The organism is Paraglaciecola arctica BSs20135, assembly GCF_000314995.1.
Classification (GTDB): Bacteria; Pseudomonadota; Gammaproteobacteria; order Enterobacterales; family Alteromonadaceae; genus Paraglaciecola; species Paraglaciecola arctica.
This window is the reverse complement of sequence record NZ_BAEO01000006.1, coordinates 89913-109559: the sequence shown is the minus strand read 5'-3', so window position 1 is coordinate 109559 and position 19647 is coordinate 89913. Positions and strand designations below refer to the sequence as shown.

The window sequence follows — 19647 nt, the reverse complement described above, 5'->3', positions numbered from 1 at the left end:
GTAATACTATCCAAAACTGGATAAGTTAGACAAAATAAATTTGCATAAATATTGAGTCATATTGGCAGTAAAACTGAGGTTTTGCCTTTTTTATGCGGTGAACTTGCATACCTATGAAACTTGTTAAAATTAAGTAAATATAAGCCTTTTATTATATGAGAATTTTAGCGAGAATGAGTTATAAAATACGAAAAACTGTATATATCTCAGTCTTTTGTCTAATCGAGTATAGCTAATACTAAAACACCTTAGTATGCTCGGTAATCACAGGTCTTTCTTCCACTCACAAGTTATTAAGGAATGGGTAAACACATGACGGTTGCAGATAACCAACATTCGGTTCTACTTGAAAATGTCTATAAATTAATTAATAAAAAAGTTGCTCCTGATCGCGTTGAGCAAGTTACAAGTTTTTCGAAAATACTCTTCAAGAACATCGCACGTGATGATTTAGATAACCGTAGCGATGATAATCTTTACGGCGCTACTTTAAGTTTATGGAACCAATTTGTTGATTATCAAGGCGAAGCGCCTTTTATCCGCGCGTTTAATCCTGCAATTAGCAAACATGGCTGGCAATCAACCCATACAATTGTAGAAATAATTGTCACTGATATGCCATTCTTAGTGGACTCAGTGCGTATGGCGCTCAACAAAATGGGCATAACAGCTCATTTATTGTTGCATTGTCCTATTGGCCTCAAGCGTGATGAACAACACACTTTCGTTTCCTTCGAAGATTCTAAAAGTAAAAAGAAAGATGTTATCAAGCAAACTGTTTTCCTGATTGAAGTAGACAGACAAACATCAAAACTAGCCTTAGCGCAACTTACCGAAGAGCTAATGTCAGTGGTTAATGATGTCTCACTCGCAGTGCAAGATTGGCAGCCTATGCGGACCCGATTAAGAGATATCATTCAGGAATTTACAACCAGCAAATGCCCCATTTCCGCAGAGCAGAAAGTAGATACTGAAAACTTTTTGGCATGGCTAAATGATCACAACTTCACATTGATGGGATACCGTTCTTATAGTGCCAAGGGCATAAAAGGTGATTACCGATGGGTTGCTGATAATGATTCCAGTTTAGGATTGATGAAAAATTCGAAAACTGACAGAGACAGAGTTTTGTCGAATATACCTCCTTCTGCGAGGCAAGAAGCCCTGAGTAACAATCCTTTGATGCTCACTAAAACCAATTCACGTTCTAGAGTGCATCGTCCTGCCTATTTAGATTACGTTGGTATTAAACGTTTTGATGAAGAAGGTAAGGTAATCGGTGAAGACCGATTTATCGGCCTATATTCAGCTTCATTTTATAACAGCAGTGCCACACAATTACCTGTGCTGCAGGATAAAATTAATGCTATTTCCAAATTGTCTGGTTTTGATCCGGACTCGCACGGACACAAAGCTTTTCTCAATATAATTGAAACCTATCCTCGAGATGAATTACTGCAAGGCAGCGTAAAAGAGCTAACACAAATTATTTTGGGTATTTTCCAAATGCAAGAGCGAGGTATTTCTAGGCTGTTTGCACGTAAAGATGTATTTGGTCGGTTTATTTCATGTTTGGTGTTTGTCCCTCGAGAGCGTTATAACACCCAATTGCGAAAAGATACTCAAGTACTCCTCAAACAATCTTTTGGAAGCGAAGAGGAAGTCGAATTTACCACTTATTTTTCAGAGTCTGTATATGCGAGAACGCATTACATTGCCAGAGTGAAAAACAATAACGCGGAATATAATGTGAAGGATATTGAGAAAAACATCATTGAATTGAATAAAAGCTGGGATGACAGACTAGCCAATTCTATTCGCTCTAATCATGGCGAGGCCAAAGGTAAAAGGCTAGAGCAGAGGTATGTAAATGCCTTTCCTAGCAGTTATAAAGAATATAATTTACCAAGCGCAGCATTAGTCGATATCGACAAACTTGAGTTGCTCAACACTGAACATACCTTGGATATGTTGTTTTATCGACCTCAAGAAGAAGGACCAGAAAGTAAAGCCGTAAGGTTAAAACTGTTTCATAAAAATGAGCCGATTCATTTATCAGCTGTATTGCCCATGCTAGAAAATTTTGGATTAAGGGTCATTGATGAAAGTCCCTTTAAGATAAGTCCTAACGAAGAGCAAGTTAATTGGATCATGGATTTTTCTATGTTGCATAACACTAGTAACGACATGGATATGGAGCAAGCTCAGACGTTATTCCAAACAGCATTTTCAAAAGTTTGGTCCAACGATTTAGAAGATGACCCCTTTAACCGTTTAGTCTTGGGGGCAGGGTTAACAGGTAGAAATGTCACTATTTTGCGTTCTTACGCAAAATATATGCGCCAAATTGGCAGTTCTTTTAGCCGCGATTATATTGCTAACACTTTAGCTAACTATCCGAAAATCGCTACGCTACTGGTGCAAATATTCCATCAAAAATTTGATCCTAGCGCTAAACGCAGTAGCAAAGTTGAGGAAGCAACATTAAACACTATTAAGGAACAATTAGAAAACGTATCTAATTTGGATGACGATAGGATTATCCGTCGTTATCTGGATTTGATCTTGGCCACGTTACGCACCAACTTTTATCAAAAAGATGAACAGGGTAATGAAAAGTCTTATGTTTCGTACAAAATGTTACCTGAGCTTATTCCTGAGATGCCATTGCCTAGACCTAAATTTGAAATTTTTGTCTATTCACCCCGTATTGAAGGTGTGCATTTAAGGGGCGGAAAAGTAGCAAGAGGCGGCTTGCGTTGGTCAGACAGACAAGAAGATTTTAGAACCGAAGTTTTAGGATTAGTGAAAGCCCAACAAGTTAAAAATACTGTGATTGTGCCAGTTGGTGCTAAAGGTGGATTTGTTTGTAAGAACTTGCCTATGGATCAAGGTCGCGAAGCCTTCCAAAAAGAAGGACAAGAGTGCTATAAAATATTTATCCGCAGTTTATTAGATATTACAGACAACATAGTCGAAGGTAAAGTTGTCCATCCAAAAGAGGTGGTTAGATTAGATGAAGATGACGCTTATTTAGTTGTCGCGGCAGATAAAGGCACGGCCACTTTCTCTGATATCGCTAATGGCATTTCAAATGAATATAATTTCTGGTTAGGTGATGCCTTTGCTTCTGGTGGCAGTATTGGTTACGACCATAAAAAAATGGGAATTACTGCAAGAGGAGCATGGGAATCAGTTAAACGGCATTTCAGAGAAATGGGTCAAGATTGTCAGACCAGTGATTTTACTTGTGTAGCTATAGGTGACATGGCTGGTGATGTGTTTGGTAATGGTATGTTGTTATCTACCCATACTCAGTTAATTTGTGCTTTTAACCACTTACATATCTTTTTTGATCCTAGCCCAAATATTGAAACTACTTATAAAGAAAGAAAACGCTTATTTGAAAACCCATCATTGAGTTGGGATGATTATGACCGAAATCTTATATCTAAGGGGGGAGGCATTTTCAGCCGGTCAGCTAAATCAATTAAGCTGACAACAGAAATGAAAAAATGGTTGGGCACTAAACAACAAACCATGACACCAAACGAACTTATCCATAATGTATTAAAAATGCCTGTTGATCTACTTTGGAACGGCGGCATAGGTACCTATGTTAAAAGCACTAAAGAAAGCCACGCCCAAGTGGGTGACAGAGCCAATGATGATGTGCGAGTAAATGGTAACCAGTTACAAGCTAAAATAATTGGTGAAGGCGGTAATCTTGGGACAACTCAGCTTGGACGCATCGAGTTTGCTAGCAATGGTGGCAAGATCAATACTGACTTTATTGATAATGTTGGCGGTGTTGATTGTTCAGATAATGAAGTAAATATAAAAATCTTACTTAATTCTTTAGTTAATGCCGGTGATTTAACGACTAAACAACGCAACAAGATCTTGTATGAAATGACCGACGAAGTCGGAGATTTGGTGATCCAAGACTGTTATCGTCAAACTGAGTCTATATCCATATCTGCTTTAGGTGGAGTAGGTCAGCTTAGAGAGCAAATGCGCTTTATTCATGGTCTAGAAAGGGAGGGGTATTTAAACAGAGAACTAGAGTTTATACCCTCTGATGATGAAATTTCTGATCGGCTGGCAAAATCTGCTGGATTAACACGACCAGAGTTATCAGTATTGATTGCCTATGGAAAAATGGTCATGAAAGAGCAATTTAATGTTGCATCTATAACTGATAATCCATACCACGGTAAGTTACTGATTGAAGCCTTTCCAAAGAAATTACAAGAAAATTTCTCAGCGCAGATGCAACAGCATCCCCTTAGAAGCGAAATCATAGCCACTAAGTTAACCAATAATATCATTAATGATATGGGCATGAATTATGTCTTTAGGATCCAGGAAGAAACAGGGGCTGGTGTTGATGAAATAGCCACTGCCTATTCTGTGGTTAAAGGCATTTTTGGAATGCAAAACTTATGGGATGAAATCGAGGATTTAGATAACAAAGTATCCTCAGACGTGCAGTTACGTATGCTCGACAGCATGCGAAGAAGCATGCGACGAGCGTCTCGCTGGTATTTACGCCACGGCAGCAAAACCCTTAGTATTCAAGACTCTATTGACAGTTATCGTTCTACTTATGACGATTTATTTGCCAATATCCAAGATTATTTGGTCGAAAGCGAATACAAACAACTTGAAAGCGCAAGTCTTGAGCTGACTACAGCTGGTGTTCCTGATCCAATTGCTTATAAAGTTGCCTCTCTTAGTAATATGTTCCCTTGTATGGATTTAGCTCAGATTGCCGAAAGCGAGAAACGCGATATAAAATTAGTCTCTAACTTGTACTTTAAGTTAGGTTCAAAACTCGAATTACATTGGTTCTTGGCACAAATAGATGGTCAAGCAGTGAGCAATCATTGGCAGGCACTGGCACGGGCATCGTATCGCGAGGAACTTGATTGGCAACAACGTTCGATAGCTACAGTGTTGTTGGCTGCCGCTCCAAAGAATAAAGATGCAGAATCGATTCTAAATAATTGGATGGACAATAACCAAGTCTTGCTCGATCGCTGGTATCATATGATGTCAGAATTTAAAACCAGCAGTACACATGAGTTTGCTAAGTTTTCAGTTGCTCTTAGGGAGTTAATGCTACTGAGCATCAACGCCAATAACTGATAATTGGGCTTATTAAAGCCCTTTTTGTCTAACAACGCCCTGGTTTTCGTTAATACGTGCCGGGGCTTTTTTATGTTTAAAGAGAAATTATGTATCCCCTTATCCAAAAATTATTATTCACCCAAGATGCCGAATGGAGTCATGACTTCACTATTAATTGGCTTAAACGCACACAAAATAGCTTATTAGATTGTGTGTACAAACAAAAAATAGCCGATAAACCAGTACAAGCATTCGGCTTAAACTTTAAAAATCCAGTGGGATTAGCGGCAGGTTTAGATAAAAACGGCGAATGTATTGATGCCTTTGCTGCTATGGGGTTTGGTTTTATTGAAATTGGAACCGTTACACCTAAACCACAACCCGGCAATGACAAGCCTAGAATGTTTCGGTTACCAGCAGGGCAGGCCATTATTAACCGTATGGGATTTAATAATAAGGGTGTGGACAATCTAATTGAAAACGTAAAACGAGCAAAATACACCGGTATTTTAGGGATCAATATTGGTAAAAATAAAGACACATCAGAAGAGCAGGCTCTGAATGATTACCTGATTTGTCTGCGTAAAGTGTATAACTATGCCAGTTATATCACAGTTAATATTTCATCACCTAATACTCCTGGATTAAGAAATCTTCAGCACGGACAAGCTTTAGATGAACTCTTAATAGGGCTTAAAACAGAACAAAAATTATTAGAAAAACAGCACAGTAAATATGTACCGATCCTAGTTAAGATCGCACCAGATCTTAGCGACCAAGAAATTGTCGACATGTCTAATTCTTTGATCAATGCCAAGATCGACGGAGTGATTGCAACCAACACAACTCTAGATAGAACTGAAGTGCTTGGACAACAAAATGCAGAAGAAATGGGAGGTCTTAGTGGAGCTGTGTTAACCGCTAAAAGTCAGGCCGTTACTGAGAAGCTTTGTAAAGTGATCGCAGGTAGAATACCGGTTATAGGGGTAGGGGGTATTCACTCCGCTGAGTCTGCAAAGGCAAGGATCGACGCCGGATCAACTTTGATCCAACTGTATTCATCATTGATCTATCAGGGGCCAAAAGTGATCAAAGAGATCGTCGATTCCATATAATGATCTTGCGTAGATCTGCTTCTTTTATACTAAATAAATAGGTAATAAAATGCCCAAAGGCTAAAGACATATGTTAGTTTTTTAGCCTTTGTTATCTATTGAGTTTGTTTCCATTTATGCTTCAACCCAGGTCAGATTGGTATTGGTTCTCTGAAAATAGTCAACTTATGTTGTCTATGGGAAAGGAGTGGCAGTGCACAACTGCATTTGGGCAAAAACAGATTGTCGATTTACCAAAGTCGCATCAGTTGTTTAATTTATCAGACACCGAATATTATTTGACCTTTGCTGATCATTTGCTTGCCAGCGGTGGGCAATTTTCAGAAGCACAGCTCACCCAAATTTTAATCAACGCCACAGCCGCGATAATGTTTCACAAACCGGTGTCTCCAAAAAGTTGGTTTTTAGATGAAATAGAATCTTTTGGTTTTCATCATAGATTAGCCAGAGTTTCCAATAAGTTTAATTCTGCAGTTGTATTAGTTTTGACAGATGAACACTCTTTAGCGACCTGCATGTTGATATCTTCAAAACTGCAACTTAATGAAAATAAATATTTACGACAGTTTGAATTAATTAAAGTAGCGAAAAACCGCCTTGAACCTTTTTTGTCTGAAGCTAGCTCCCAACTTACTGCATAACTGTCGCATCCTAGCGCCTGCAAATACCGCGCCTTTTAAATGTCGATTAAACATGCGCTTAGTCGACATTTACCGTATAATCGCGCCCGTTTTAATCTATGAGTATCTTGAGCCGCAGTATGAACCAAACCACGAGCCAAACCACGTTCGAATTTTTAATCACTACGTCTAAGGGCTTAGACGGAATGTTATTAGAAGAAATAGCAGAGATTTGCCCAGACGTAGCACTAAAATCTAAACCCGGACAAGTATTGTTTAGCGGTGAACTCGCTGACGCTTATAAAGTCTGCATCTGGTCACGTTTAGCAAACCGCGTGTTGGTAAAGCTAGCAGAAGGTGAAGTCAATACTGCAGACGATGTGTATAAAGTAACTGACCAAGCAAACTGGCCAACTCATTTTGGAGTAAACGATACCTTTATGGTGGACTTTACTGGCACCAACCAAAGTATCAATAATACCCAGTTTGGCGGATTAAGAGTAAAAGATGCCATAGTTGACCAATTTTCAACTTTTTTCGATGAACGTCCTTCGGTCAGTAAAGTCGCTCCAAACATAAGAGTTCAAGCCCGTATGTGGCGAAGCATTTTGGGTGTTTATATTGATTTAACAGGTCAAAGCTTACATCAAAGGCATTATCGGAGTAAGACTGGCATAGCGCCAGTAAAAGAACATTTAGCCAGTGCCATGCTTATCAGAAGTGGCTGGACAAAAAACATGCAAGTACCTTTAATCGATCCCATGTGTGGTTCAGGCACTATTGCCATTGAAGCCGCAATGATGGCAACCAATATGGCGCCGGGTTTAAAACGAGAGACCTGGGGATTAGATGCATGGAAAGAGCATGATAAATCTAGCTGGGATAGATTGATTGAAGAAGCCGAACAAGCAATTGTGCCCCATAAAGGTGTTATTTGGGCAAATGATATCGAGAGCTCGATAGTCGCCGTTGCCAAAGAAAACGCGCAAGCAGCGGGCGTAGCAGATTTAATTAAATTTACTCAACAAGACGCATGTCTTTTACCATCATCCGATTTACCTAGTGGATACATAGTGAGTAATCCACCCTACGGTGAACGATTAAGCGAAACAACTCAACTTATTCCGATTTTCCAAAAATGGGGCAGTTGGTTAAAACAAGAATTTAAGAGCTGGCATCTTTCGTTATTAACATCTGACCGTGATTTGTTACGTCAAATGAAATTAGCGGCTAAAAAAGATTACAAATTAATGAACGGAAAATTGGAATGTTTGTTAGTTAACTATGAATTAGATGAAAAAAATTGTCAGGTCCGAGAAAACAAAACAGTTAATAATGACTTTTCTAATCGTTTAGCTAAAAATTTGGTGAAAACCAATAAGTGGTTAAAAACGCAAAACACTAATTGTTATCGAATTTATGACGCCGATTTGCCTGAATACAATGTCGCAGTGGATCGATATGCCGACTATTTAGTGGTGCAAGAATATTCAGCACCTAAAGATGTACCTGAACATAAAGCTAAAAGGCGTGTACAGGAAGTCATGATGTCTTTACCTCAAGTCACAGGTATTGATGCAAATAAGATTATTCTTAAGGTCAGAGAGCAACAAAAAGGTAAAAACCAGTACCAAAAAGTGTCGCAACGTAAAGAAACTATCGAAGTGTTTGAAAATGGTGCGAAGTTTCAAGTTAATTTATATGACTACTTAGATACAGGTTTGTTTTTAGACCATAGAGTGACACGTCAATTAATCCAACAAAAATCCAAAGGCAAAGACGTGCTGAACTTGTTTGCTTATACAGGTAGTGTCTCAGTACATGCCGCATTAGGTGGTGCCAGATCGGTGACCACAGTGGATATGTCGAATACTTACATTGATTGGGCAAAAGAAAATTTCAAGATCAATAAGTTAACTGGGGCTTACGAATTTATTCAGGCCGACTGCTTGACTTGGTTGAATCGTCATAACGGTAAATACGACCTAATGTTTATTGATCCCCCGTCTTTTTCCAATTCTAAACGAATGGAAGGTACTTGGGATGTACAAAGAGATCATATAGCGTTAATCACAGATGCGTTGACTTGCCTCAATCCAGGTGGTGAAATTTTGTTTTCAAACAACTTACGTCAATTTAAGTTAGACGAGCAAGCATTAGTTGGGTTAGGACTGAGTATTGAAGATATCTCCAAGCAAACACTGCCAGAAGATTTTCAGCGTAACCCAAAAATCCATCATTGTTGGTCTCTTGTTAAACAATAGGATGTGTTAACTTGTATGGGTTTAATTTTATATACCGGCCAAGGTTGTTGCCTTTGCGAACAAGCCGAGGCTTTACTTGAAAAAGCAGACAAAAGCGCGGCCTCCATACTTAAAAAAGTGGATGTTCGTGCTAGCTCAGATTTGTACCATTTATATGGTGCACGAATTCCGGTTTTGTACCGCGAAGACAACCACAGTGAATTGCCTTGGCCATTCGATTCTTTTCAATTAGGTGAGTTTTTACGTTGAGTTTATTGCAGTTAAAAAATGCCAGTATTATCCTTGGTCATCCCCCTTTATTAAATGGTATAGAACTAGTCATTCATCCTGGTGAAAGATTATGTTTAGTCGGTCGCAATGGTTGCGGTAAGTCCACTCTGCTCAAAGTTATTGAGGCAGATATCAAACTAGACGACGGACAACGTTTGGTAAATAAAGAAGTGAAAATTTCTCGTTTGCCGCAGGATCCTCCAGCAAGTGTGCAGTGTAGTCTGTTTGATTATGTGGCAGAAGGATTGGCTGAGGTAGGGGAGTATCTGAAAGGATATTTTCATACGGCCGATTTGGTCGCTGAGGACCCGTCTGATGCCAATATGGCAAAGTTGGAGTTTTTTCAAACTCAACTTGATCACCATAATGGCTGGCAGTTAGAGCAACGTATTCAACAAGTTCTGACTAAACTGCAACTAGATCCCAATCAACAATTAAGTAATTTGTCTGGTGGTTGGAGAAGAAAAGCGGCGTTAGCTAAAGCTATGGCAAGTGAGCCAGACATTCTTCTATTAGATGAACCTACCAACCACCTTGATATTGAAATGATCAAGTGGCTTGAAGATGCCATTATTGGTTACGCTGGAGCTGTGGTGTTTGTAAGCCATGACAGGGCATTTATCCGTAAAGTTGCCAGCCGAATTATCGATTTAGACCGCGGTAACTTAGTAAGTTATCCGGGGAATTATCAGGAATACCTCGATCAAAAAGTGCATGATTTGGAAGTTGAAGAAACTCAAAATGCACTATTTGATAAAAAATTAAGTATCGAAGAAACATGGATCCGTCAGGGTGTTAAAGCACGTCGAACTAGAAACGAAGGTCGAGTGCGTGCCCTTAAAGCATTAAGAACTGAACGTTCCCAAAGAGCCAACAAGTTAGGTACTGCAAAGGTCAGTGTTAGCGAGTCTAAGAGTTCTGGAAAAATTGTTTTTGAAACTGAAAATTTACATTACACCATTGCCGACAAGCTAATAGTTGAATCATTGACAACTACTATTCAAAGAGGCGAAAAACTTGCTTTGGTAGGTCCAAATGGCTGTGGTAAAAGTACTTTAATTAAGCTGTTATTAGGCCAGTTATCGCCAACCTCTGGTGTGGTAAAGTCAGGCTCAAAACTTGAAGTGGCTTACTTTGACCAGCATCGTGACCAGTTGGACGGTGAACTTAAAGTGATTGACGCTATTGCTGATGGTCGACGCGAAGTAACAATCAATGGCAAAACAAAACATGTCATGAGTTATTTACAAGACTACTTGTTTACCCCTGAAAGAGTGAATTCTCCCGTTAAGTCGTTATCAGGCGGTGAAAAAAATCGATTATTGTTAGCAAAATTAATGCTAAGACCCAGCAATATACTGATCCTGGATGAGCCGACAAATGACTTAGACGTAGAAACCCTTGAGTTATTAGAAGACACTATATGTAATTATCCTGGTACGGTTATTTTGGTTAGCCATGACAGAGAGTTTGTTGATAACGTAGTAACAACCAGTTACTTCTTCGAAGGCAATGGCATAATCAGGGAGTTTGTAGGTGGTTGTACTGATATTAGCGATTGGTATTCACAGCAGTCGTCACAAAAAGTTGCTCCAGTTGCAACTAAAACACAAACTCAGAGTCCTAAAAGCAGTTTGCCAGAAGTAAAAAGTAAAAAGCTATCATATAAGTTACAACTTGAATTAGAATCGTTACCATTAGAAATTGAATCACTTGAAACTAAAGTCGAAAGTTTGCAAAAATTAGTGAACGCCCCAGATTTTTTTACTCAAGAGGTGTCAAAATCTGATCCCGTGCTTGCAGAATTAGCTGAAACAGAAAAAAAGCTAAACCTAGCATACGAAAGGTGGGATGAGATTGAAGGTATGACTAAAAAATAAAATACTAAAATAAATATTACAAATTCACATATTAGTAGTAAGTAGGATTAATTATACATGACTAAAACAAGGCTAGCCGCCGCATTATCTTTAGCCCTTATGGTGGCACCTATTAGCCAAGCAGCTAAGTACAGAATAGTTGAACTGCCTGTTGCAGATGAAGGACGAAATAACTTCCCCAGCGCAATCAATGAAGATGGCGATATCACCGTAAATGTGAAGTCTCCATACAATGTGCCGATTGATCTAGATTTAATAGATTTTGAATCAGAGAATTTAATGTCAGTCTTAACTGACATTGAGTCAGCCAGAAACGGAAACTTCAATAGTACTGACTATGAAATACTATTAGCTTTTATAGGATCTGTTGCCGGTTCACAATTCACTCAACAAATAGCCAATACTATTAGTTTTTTAGCAGCGGAAAATGAAACAAGTTATATCTCTGGTTTTGATCCGTGGTCTGAACAAGATAACAAGTTTTATAATAGTACAACAACTGTCGTTAAAGATATCAACGACTCAGGCTTTGCTGTTGGCAGCGGTGAAGGTTCCTACAATAAAGTTGATTATACGTTTAAACTGCCTCCTCCAACCACTGAAGACGAAGTCACAGTAGAAGTAGAAGCAACCTTTGTAGTAAAGGAATTTGGTACGAAAGGATTTGTTAGTCATGGCAACACAATAATTGATTTACCTGCACCATCATTAATTGCAGGTGGCTTTAGTGAAGCTAATGGCATTAATGAGAGTAATCAAGTGGTTGGTTCTGGAACAACGCTATTTTTATCCGACACCTTACAAACAGCCATAACAAACTGCGCAAGCGAAGATATAGTAGATGATGAAAACGAAGCTACCGTAGATTATCTTCCGCTAAGAGGAAACGTTCCTGTCGAATCTTGCATCAGTAAAGTTGTTAGCTTATTGACGAATTCTGTGTCTACTTACGCTCAGTTGAGAGGACTAATTTGGCAATTAGATGACCAAGGAAACTTGTTAGATACTACAGTGTTAGGGTTACTACATGAGCCTGAAGAAGATGACACTTTGAAATACTCTAGCCAAGCAGTGGCGATTAATGACAACGGCATTGCTGTAGGTAATTCAAATATACCTCATACCCTAGGGACCCAAACATTTCTTCAAAACTATGCAGTAATATTTCATAACGGAGCGGTGATTAATATTACTCCTGAACCCGATAGTGATGTACAAAGAACTTCAAGAATAATTAGTAGTGCGAAGGACATCAACAATAATAATTTAGTGACGGGTACTCAAGTAAAACGAGTGAACGGCGTGAATAGAAGCAAGTTTTTTGTTTACGATATGAATTTGTCTGAGCTAACTTTACCAACTGATTTTTTCTTGGGCTCTGAGAGTGTTGCTTTAGATATAAATAACAATGGCTTAGTTGTCGGGTATGGAGAAATTGATGCTTCTTTAACAGGGCGACGAACTGAAGGTTTTCTATATGATCATACAGCAAAGCAGTTTAATGGTCTTAGTGAACTAATCAGTTGTGATTCACCATACAAAATAGTTCAAGCTAATGCCATTAATGATAAAGATGAAATAGCAGCAACTGCCTTGTACCGCGGACCATCAAGGGATTCAAGGGGGGAAGTTGTTCTCGATTCAACAGGTAGTGAAGTTATAGTTGATTTAGTCACTACAGTTAAATTAGTGCCTATTGTAGGTGGCGAAATAGAAAGCTGTGAAGTTATTGATGACATAAACAGGGAAAGGCAAGGTGGCAGTCTAACCTGGATAATTGGACTTAGCTTACTATTATTAGGTTGGAGACGCTCTAAAAATACATTCTAAACTGACTACAGTTTTATTTTTACCCGCCTATAGGCGGGTTTTTTGTATAAATAGCTATGTATTTCCAGCAATTTTTCTTTTATTACAAATAGGCTTAAAACGGCTGGTTTATATACAAAATTGGTTTATGGACAAAAAAACACAATTATTCAAAGAGTTAAATAATGTCAAATAATATAAGTGTTATTTACTATTGAACCAAATGCCCGCATCCACTATCTCTACTACGTGGCTATTAAGATCCACAGGTAATTAATCATTCCAAAGAGGAAACTCAATGAAAAGACAAAAACGAGATAAGCTGTCAAGGGCGCATTCTAAAGGTTACCAAGCAGGCATTACCGGACGTTCAAAAGAGAATTGCCCATTTCATACTACGAATACACGATCTGAATGGTTAGGAGGGTGGCGAGAGGCCATCGGCGATAGAGGTATAGGACTAGTTAGTCGATAATAAATAAGCCCCAGTTTGGGGCTTTAATTTTTTTAAATCTCAATTCCAACTAAAACTTGCTGGTATCTTGAAATAAACCTACTTTTAGATCTTTGGCTTGATAAATCACTCTACCGTCTACTGCAACAGAACCATCACCTAAACCCATAAAGAGTTTACGTTTGATTACGCGTTTCAAATCAATGCGATAGGTTACTTTTTTAGCTGTTGGCAACACTTGACCAGTAAATTTAACTTCGCCCACTCCTAATGCTCTACCTTTGCCCGGTCCACCAGACCAACCTAAGAAAAATCCTACTAGTTGCCACATTGCATCTAAACCTAGGCAGCCAGGCATAACGGGGTCACCAGGAAAATGACATGCAAAAAACCAGAGATCGGGTGTAATATCGAGTTCTGCTATTATGTAACCTTTATCATGGGCACCACCGGTTTCGTAAATTTCTACAATACGATCCATCATTAACATATTTGGCGCTGGAAGTTGGCTATTTCCTGGGCCAAATAACTCTCCTGTGCTACAGGATAAAAGTTCTTCTTTTGTGAAACTATTTTGTTGTTCTGTCATTCTATATACTGCCTAAATAAACTGAGGTGGGTAATTTAGCGAACAGTTGTACGCTAAACAACTCTGAACAGTGATATATTTCACCTTTTGAGCAATTTAACCCCAAACAAATGATTATTTGAAGAATATGAGCATAATTAAACGCAGTGCTAACGCTGAGAAACAAAAACGATTCAGGGATAGACAAAAAGAGACAGGCAAAAAGCAGGTGAGGGGTTATGTCACACCTCAAGCGATGGACTGTTATAAAGAGTTGTCAGAAAAAACTAAATGGACAGACAGTGAAATGTTATCAAATGCGTTACGCATAACCTACGCAGCTTATAAATGTGGGCAAATTAAGCTTTTAAATGAATGGCTTAAGGATCACGATAAGTAATATGGGCAAGATTTCAAATAATAACGTTAGTAGAAATTATGAAATTGATTTACTCAGAGGTATAGCCATTGTACTGATGATAATCTTCCATTTTAGCTACGACTTAACTATGTTTGGCTGGGCATTTTTTAATACCGGTGAAGATATCGAATGGAGAATCTTTAGAACCATTATCGTTAGTGGCTTTTTATTGGCTGTGGGTATGAGCAGCTATTTAGCCTATCAAAAATCCATCAACCAAAAGAAACTGGCTAAGACTGTGGGCAAACTCTTCTGCGTTTCACTGTTAATCACTATCGGCAGCCTTTTTATGGATCCTAATACCTGGGTGTACTTTGGGATCATACATTTTATTACAGTGGCATTACCTATTTCAGTGTTATTTGTTCGCATTCCAAATATTGCCTTAATTGTTGGCTCTGGGTGCATATTGGGTTATTGGTTAGGTATCTTAAACTTCGACTTTATTTGGGACTGGAGTGTTTTACATTTAGGTATACCCTCGCAAACAGTCGATTTAGTTAGCTTGTTCCCTTGGATAGGCGTGGTATTAATAGGTGTGTTTGTAATGCACAATGAGATTTTTAATATTAAGTTTAAACCTAGGGTTATCTCTAACAAGTTAGTTTTTTTAGGTCAGCATTCGTTGCTTATTTATTTGATACATCAGCCTATTTTATACGGACTATTTGGTCTGGTAGATGTGATTTTAGGACGTTGAATTCAGCAGAATCATAGTAGGTTAGTGTCAAAGTAGCAAAAAAATAGGGATAAATTGGCCTAAGCCAATTTATCCCTTTATAACTGTTTGTTTAATGAAGCTTTAACTTAGGCCCGACTATATTACTCAATTTTCTACTCAGTAATACTAGTAGCCCCTTACGCCAGCCGTGCACAGCGAATTGGTGCATATTGTATAAGGAAATATATACCAACCTTGCAATACGACCTTCAATAAACATGCTGCTATTACTTAAGCTACCCATTAGGCTACCAACCGTGCTGTACTTACTTAAATGCACCAAAGACCCATAGTCGGTGTAACGATAATTTATCAGTGGCTTAGACTTAAATATATTTGTCAAATTGGTAGCGACAACGCTGGCCATTTGATGCGCAGATTGAGCACGAGGAGGCACCCAGGAACCATCTTCTTGTTTAAACCCACAACAATCACCAATCACAAAGATTTGTTCGTTAATGGTACTTTGTAAATGTATATTGACTAAAATTTGCTGGGCTTTATTAGTTTCAAATAAGTTGAGATTTTGAATGAAATCGGGGGCTTTAATACCTGCCGCCCAAACTAACAAGTCAGCTTCAATTAGTACCTCCTCGTTGGTAACAAAACCTTCTTTTTGGGCCTTAGTTATTCGGGTTCTTTCCAATACTTTAATACCCAGTTTAGTTAATGCGTTCTTAGCCGAGATCGCAATCCTTTCAGGCAAGGCCGGTAATATCCGGTCACCAGCTTCAATAATAGATATAACCAGGCGTTTAGATGACATTTTTGGCATGCCATAAGAACGGGCTAAATTTGCGACATGGTGTAACTGCGCCGCTAATTCTGTGCCTGTGGCGCCCGCTCCAACAATCGCAACTTTTAAAGTACTGGAAAGGTCAGAATGTTGATTGATCCTTAATAATTGATTTAACAAAGCTTTGTGAAAACGTTCAGCTTGCGCCAGTGAGTCTAGAAAATAGGAATTTTCACTTACACCTGGAGTGCCAAAGTCATTACTGACACTACCAATAGCTAACACTAAAAAATCATAGTCAATCTCTCTACTTGGGATTAAAATATCGCCTTGCTCATCCTTAATAGGATCAAGTTTTATTCGCTTACTTATCGAATCGATATCACTCATAGTACCAAGTTGAAATTGATAATTGTGCCGAGCAGCATGAATACGATAATCCACACCATCAGAGTTTTTATCAATTACCCCAGCCGCAACTTCATGGAGCAACGGTTTCCAAACATGGGTCGGCTGCCGGTCAACGAGTATGATTTGTGCCAAGCCTTTTTTGCCTAATGTTCGACTTAATCGACTAACGAGTTCTAAGCCACCCGCGCCTCCGCCTACAATAACGATTTTCTGCATGGTATTTCCTAAAGGTTAAATAAAAATTGGAGGCGTCTGAAGGCAATATTGATGAAAGGATAGGTAAATGTATAACGAGTAAAAACACGGTAACTGCAAATCAAGAACGCGATATAAAGATCATGCACAAATCCTGCGTAGCTGTCTAGATACTTATATATGGGTTTATACCAATTGGGTTTATTCCTAAATCCTTAGGAATATGAAATAGCTCTCATTAGGTTTGATTTACATCAAGATAGCAGGCTGATTAATAGTTATGATTTTATATTATTTTGAGTTACCTCATATTTTCCTTTAGAAGGAACAAAAACAGGCGATTCAAATTTTCACTTTGTTGGCGGTATCAATTGAAAACCTTTATTGGCAGTCCCTTTAAAAATCTTGCAGATCAGTTCGATCACCTCATCAGCGGAAGGCTTTGGTTGAAAGTGTTAATTGCACTGCTGTTAGGTGTAATCTTAGGAATATTGTTAGGACCAGATTTAGGATTGGTTAATACTGAATTGGTTAAACCAATAACGGCATGGCTAGCACTGCCTGGACAAGTTTTTTTAGCCATTATTCAAATGATTGTTGTGCCATTAGTTGTTGCCTCAATCGTCAGAGGGTTAGCTGCGAACAATAATCCGGCAGCGATTAAGAAAAATGGCTTGATTGCTCTGATATTTATTGTGTTATCAACCGCAATAGCAGCAGTGGTCGGGATCACATTAGCTCTCAGTATTCAGCCTGGGCAATTTGTTGATGCCAGTGCATTAGTGGATGTGTCCACAGTTTCTGTAAGCGGTAACGCTGTACAGGGCTTTCCAGCCATATCGGAATTACCTAACAAAGTTTCAGACCTTATTCCCAAAAATCCATTGGCTTCAATGGCTTCCGGAGAAATGTTGCAGATCATTTTGTTTGCAGCAGTACTGGGAGCTGCAATGTTGTCCATTCCGGCACAGCAATCGAAACCCTTATTTGATTTAATGGGTGCATTACAGGACGTTAGTTTACGTATTGTGTCTTGGGCAATGTTATTAGCACCCGTAGCTGTTTTTGGACTTATTACACGTTTGGTGGCAAATCTTGGGGTGGAGGTGCTCACGGGAATGGCTGTTTATGTGGCAACTGTGCTCCTTGGCCTACTGATTGTTGCTGCTCTGTACTTTATGGTTGCCAAAGTCACACTGACACAATCGTTTAGGCAATTTTTTAGTAACATGAGAGAGTTACTATTACTGGCTTTTTCCACAAGTAGTTCTGCGGCTGTTATGCCAATTACATTACAGCTAGTTGAAGACAAACTAGACGTAAACCCAGAGATAGCGAGATTTCTGGTACCACTAGGTGCCACTATCAACATGACAGGTACTGCTATGTATCAAGGTGTTGCGACCGTATTTTTGGCACAGGTTTTTAATGTTGATTTGAGTCTATCCAGCTACCTATTTATAGTTACCATGTCAGTCGCCGCTTCGATAGGATCTCCGGCCACCCCTGGTGCTGGCATCATTATATTGAGCATGGTACTTGAAGGCGTTGGTATACCAGCTGCGGGCATCGCACTCATTCTAGGAGTGGACCGAATTTTGGATATGTGTCGAACGTCTGTGAATGTATTAGGTGATGTTGTGGCATGTACAACGGTTCAGTATTTTACTGGCAATCCAAGTATAGCTGACAACCCAATTCTGAAACTAGAAAAAAACATTGAATAACCTCAGTTCGGTTATCAATTTAAATTCATCATGTGACAAGTTCTGCCTATTTCAAATTACACAATTCATAGTCATAGTCATAGTCATAGCCAAAGTCATTCTGACTAACTTACCGCCTGGTGTTATTTCATGGTCCGATTGACTGGGATGACATCTAAAGGAAATTGGAACACAACAGCCTAATTAAAACAGGGATAGTTCTACATCTTTAATCAAGCGTATAATCATCAATAATTAGAGCTTAGTTCAGTATTTATCATATAAGGGATCCAGAAAAAATGGCCAGTATATTTGACCTGCTTTTAGCCGGAAGTAGCACCATTAAGCTAGTTGCTACTATATTGTTTTGTTTTATTTTGCTGACGTTACTGAATCGCTATCTCAGTAAATATTGGGAAAAACGTAAATTTTTATTCCAATTCTTGATGCTCAGTCTATCTATCGTTACCGTTGTGGTCATCATTATTGTTCTGCCTCTTAGCGATGCGCTGCGGGGACAATTACTATCATTATTTGGCATATTACTGAGTGCCGCGATAGCATTTGCCTCCACTACTTTTATTGGCAATATATTGGCAGGAGTGATGTTACGAGTAATCAAAAATATCAAACTAGGTGATTACATTACTGTAGACAATATCACTGGCCGAGCTACAGAAATGAACTTATTGCATGTTGAAGTTCAAACGGAACAAAGTGATCTTGTCACTATCCCGAATATCCACATGGTGACTTACCCAGTTAAGGTTGTGCGGAGTTCAGGTACTATTGTGTCAATCGATATCTCGCTGGGGTACGACATATCTCGGCAGCAGATAAGCAAACAACTATGCCTTGCATCGGAAGACGCCGGTTTGACAGATGGTTTTGTTCAAATAAGAAACTTGGGCGATTTTTCTGTTACTTATCGCATAGCAGGCCATTTGCAAGATACCTCCAATTTACTGTCGGTAAGAGCCCATTTATATAACGCGGTACTTGATCGTTTACACGCTGATAATATAGAGATTGTGTCGCCTAATTTTATGAACACTAGGGCCATAAAAGAACAGCCAATCATTCCAAAGCCAGATCTTATGAAGACAGAAATTAGTGATAATAAGTTAGAAAAATTAGCCTTTGAAAAAGCAGAAATGGCGTCATCAATTACTAACGTTGAGACTGTCATCGAACAATTAGCTGCTGAACTAAAACAATCAAAAGAAACTTTGAGTCATCAAGAACGTGAGGCTATTGAAGAAAAATTAGGAGTGTTAAATGAGCAGCTTAATCAAGAGCAAGAGCGTCTAAAAAAACAAGATGCCAAGAGTGATTAAATCCCCT

General features: G+C 38.8%; 14 protein-coding genes. 12 read left to right on the top strand and 2 right to left on the bottom strand.

Annotation, left to right across the window (positions count from 1 at the left end; translation table 11 throughout):
- Positions 1 to 312 precede the first annotated feature (312 nt).
- From GARC_RS01735 to rmf, 8 genes are all read left to right on the top strand, one after another.
- On the top strand, positions 313 to 5151 hold the full coding sequence (locus tag GARC_RS01735) for an NAD-glutamate dehydrogenase (RefSeq protein ID WP_007616109.1): 4839 nt from the start codon (positions 313 to 315) through the stop codon (positions 5149 to 5151).
- A gap of 89 nt (positions 5152 to 5240) precedes the next feature.
- Positions 5241 to 6248 carry a quinone-dependent dihydroorotate dehydrogenase gene (gene pyrD / locus GARC_RS01730; RefSeq protein ID WP_007616108.1) on the top strand — a complete coding sequence of 336 codons (1008 nt, stop codon included), beginning with the start codon at positions 5241 to 5243 and terminating at the stop codon, positions 6246 to 6248.
- A gap of 116 nt (positions 6249 to 6364) precedes the next feature.
- Positions 6365 to 6889, top strand: a complete 525-nt coding sequence (locus GARC_RS01725; RefSeq protein ID WP_039988414.1) for a cell division protein ZapC domain-containing protein — start codon at positions 6365 to 6367, stop codon at positions 6887 to 6889.
- A 119-nt stretch (positions 6890 to 7008) separates the two neighbouring features.
- Complete coding sequence (rlmKL, locus tag GARC_RS01720) at positions 7009 to 9132, top strand: bifunctional 23S rRNA (guanine(2069)-N(7))-methyltransferase RlmK/23S rRNA (guanine(2445)-N(2))-methyltransferase RlmL (RefSeq protein ID WP_081587476.1); 2124 nt, start codon at positions 7009 to 7011, stop codon at positions 9130 to 9132.
- A 15-nt stretch (positions 9133 to 9147) separates the two neighbouring features.
- Entirely contained in the window at positions 9148 to 9381 is a 234-nt protein-coding gene (locus GARC_RS01715) for a glutaredoxin family protein (protein WP_007616105.1), read from the top strand.
- Positions 9378 to 11282, top strand: coding sequence for an ATP-binding cassette ATPase Uup (gene uup, locus GARC_RS01710; RefSeq protein WP_007616104.1), 1905 nt, complete (start codon positions 9378 to 9380; stop codon positions 11280 to 11282). The genes GARC_RS01715 and uup overlap by 4 nt, the downstream gene beginning before the upstream one ends.
- Before the next feature lie 57 nt (positions 11283 to 11339).
- On the top strand, positions 11340 to 13112 hold the full coding sequence (locus GARC_RS01705; RefSeq protein WP_007616103.1) for a DUF3466 family protein: 1773 nt from the start codon (positions 11340 to 11342) through the stop codon (positions 13110 to 13112).
- Positions 13113 to 13389: 277 nt separating this feature from the next.
- Complete coding sequence (gene rmf, locus GARC_RS01700; RefSeq protein ID WP_039988387.1) at positions 13390 to 13566, top strand: ribosome modulation factor; 177 nt, start codon at positions 13390 to 13392, stop codon at positions 13564 to 13566.
- 49 nt (positions 13567 to 13615) lie between these two features.
- Here the strand turns inward: rmf and fabA are convergent, their stop codons facing one another.
- The gene (gene fabA / locus GARC_RS01695; protein ID WP_007616102.1) at positions 13616 to 14134 is read right to left on the bottom strand and encodes a 3-hydroxyacyl-[acyl-carrier-protein] dehydratase FabA; all 519 of its coding nucleotides are present in this window, start codon (positions 14132 to 14134) and stop codon (positions 13616 to 13618) included.
- Between the two features lie 127 nt (positions 14135 to 14261).
- Between fabA and GARC_RS01690 the strand changes: the two genes are divergently transcribed.
- Together GARC_RS01690 and GARC_RS01685 are read left to right on the top strand one after the other, a co-directional pair.
- A complete protein-coding gene (locus GARC_RS01690) occupies positions 14262 to 14513 on the top strand; it encodes a hypothetical protein (RefSeq protein ID WP_007616101.1) in 252 nt (83 codons plus the stop codon).
- A gap of 1 nt (position 14514) precedes the next feature.
- Positions 14515 to 15234, top strand: coding sequence for a DUF1624 domain-containing protein (locus tag GARC_RS01685; protein ID WP_007616100.1), 720 nt, complete (start codon positions 14515 to 14517; stop codon positions 15232 to 15234).
- 91 nt (positions 15235 to 15325) lie between these two features.
- On the opposite strand, the gene GARC_RS01680 is transcribed toward GARC_RS01685, so the two are convergent.
- Positions 15326 to 16618, bottom strand: a complete 1293-nt coding sequence (locus GARC_RS01680; protein ID WP_007616099.1) for an NAD(P)/FAD-dependent oxidoreductase — start codon at positions 16616 to 16618, stop codon at positions 15326 to 15328.
- A 350-nt stretch (positions 16619 to 16968) separates the two neighbouring features.
- On the opposite strand from GARC_RS01680, the gene GARC_RS01675 reads away from it, so the two are divergent.
- The gene (locus GARC_RS01675; protein ID WP_007616098.1) at positions 16969 to 18324 is read left to right on the top strand and encodes a dicarboxylate/amino acid:cation symporter; all 1356 of its coding nucleotides are present in this window, start codon (positions 16969 to 16971) and stop codon (positions 18322 to 18324) included.
- Between the two features lie 278 nt (positions 18325 to 18602).
- On the top strand, positions 18603 to 19640 hold the full coding sequence (locus tag GARC_RS01670; RefSeq protein WP_007616097.1) for a mechanosensitive ion channel family protein: 1038 nt from the start codon (positions 18603 to 18605) through the stop codon (positions 19638 to 19640).
- Positions 19641 to 19647 lie beyond the last annotated feature (7 nt).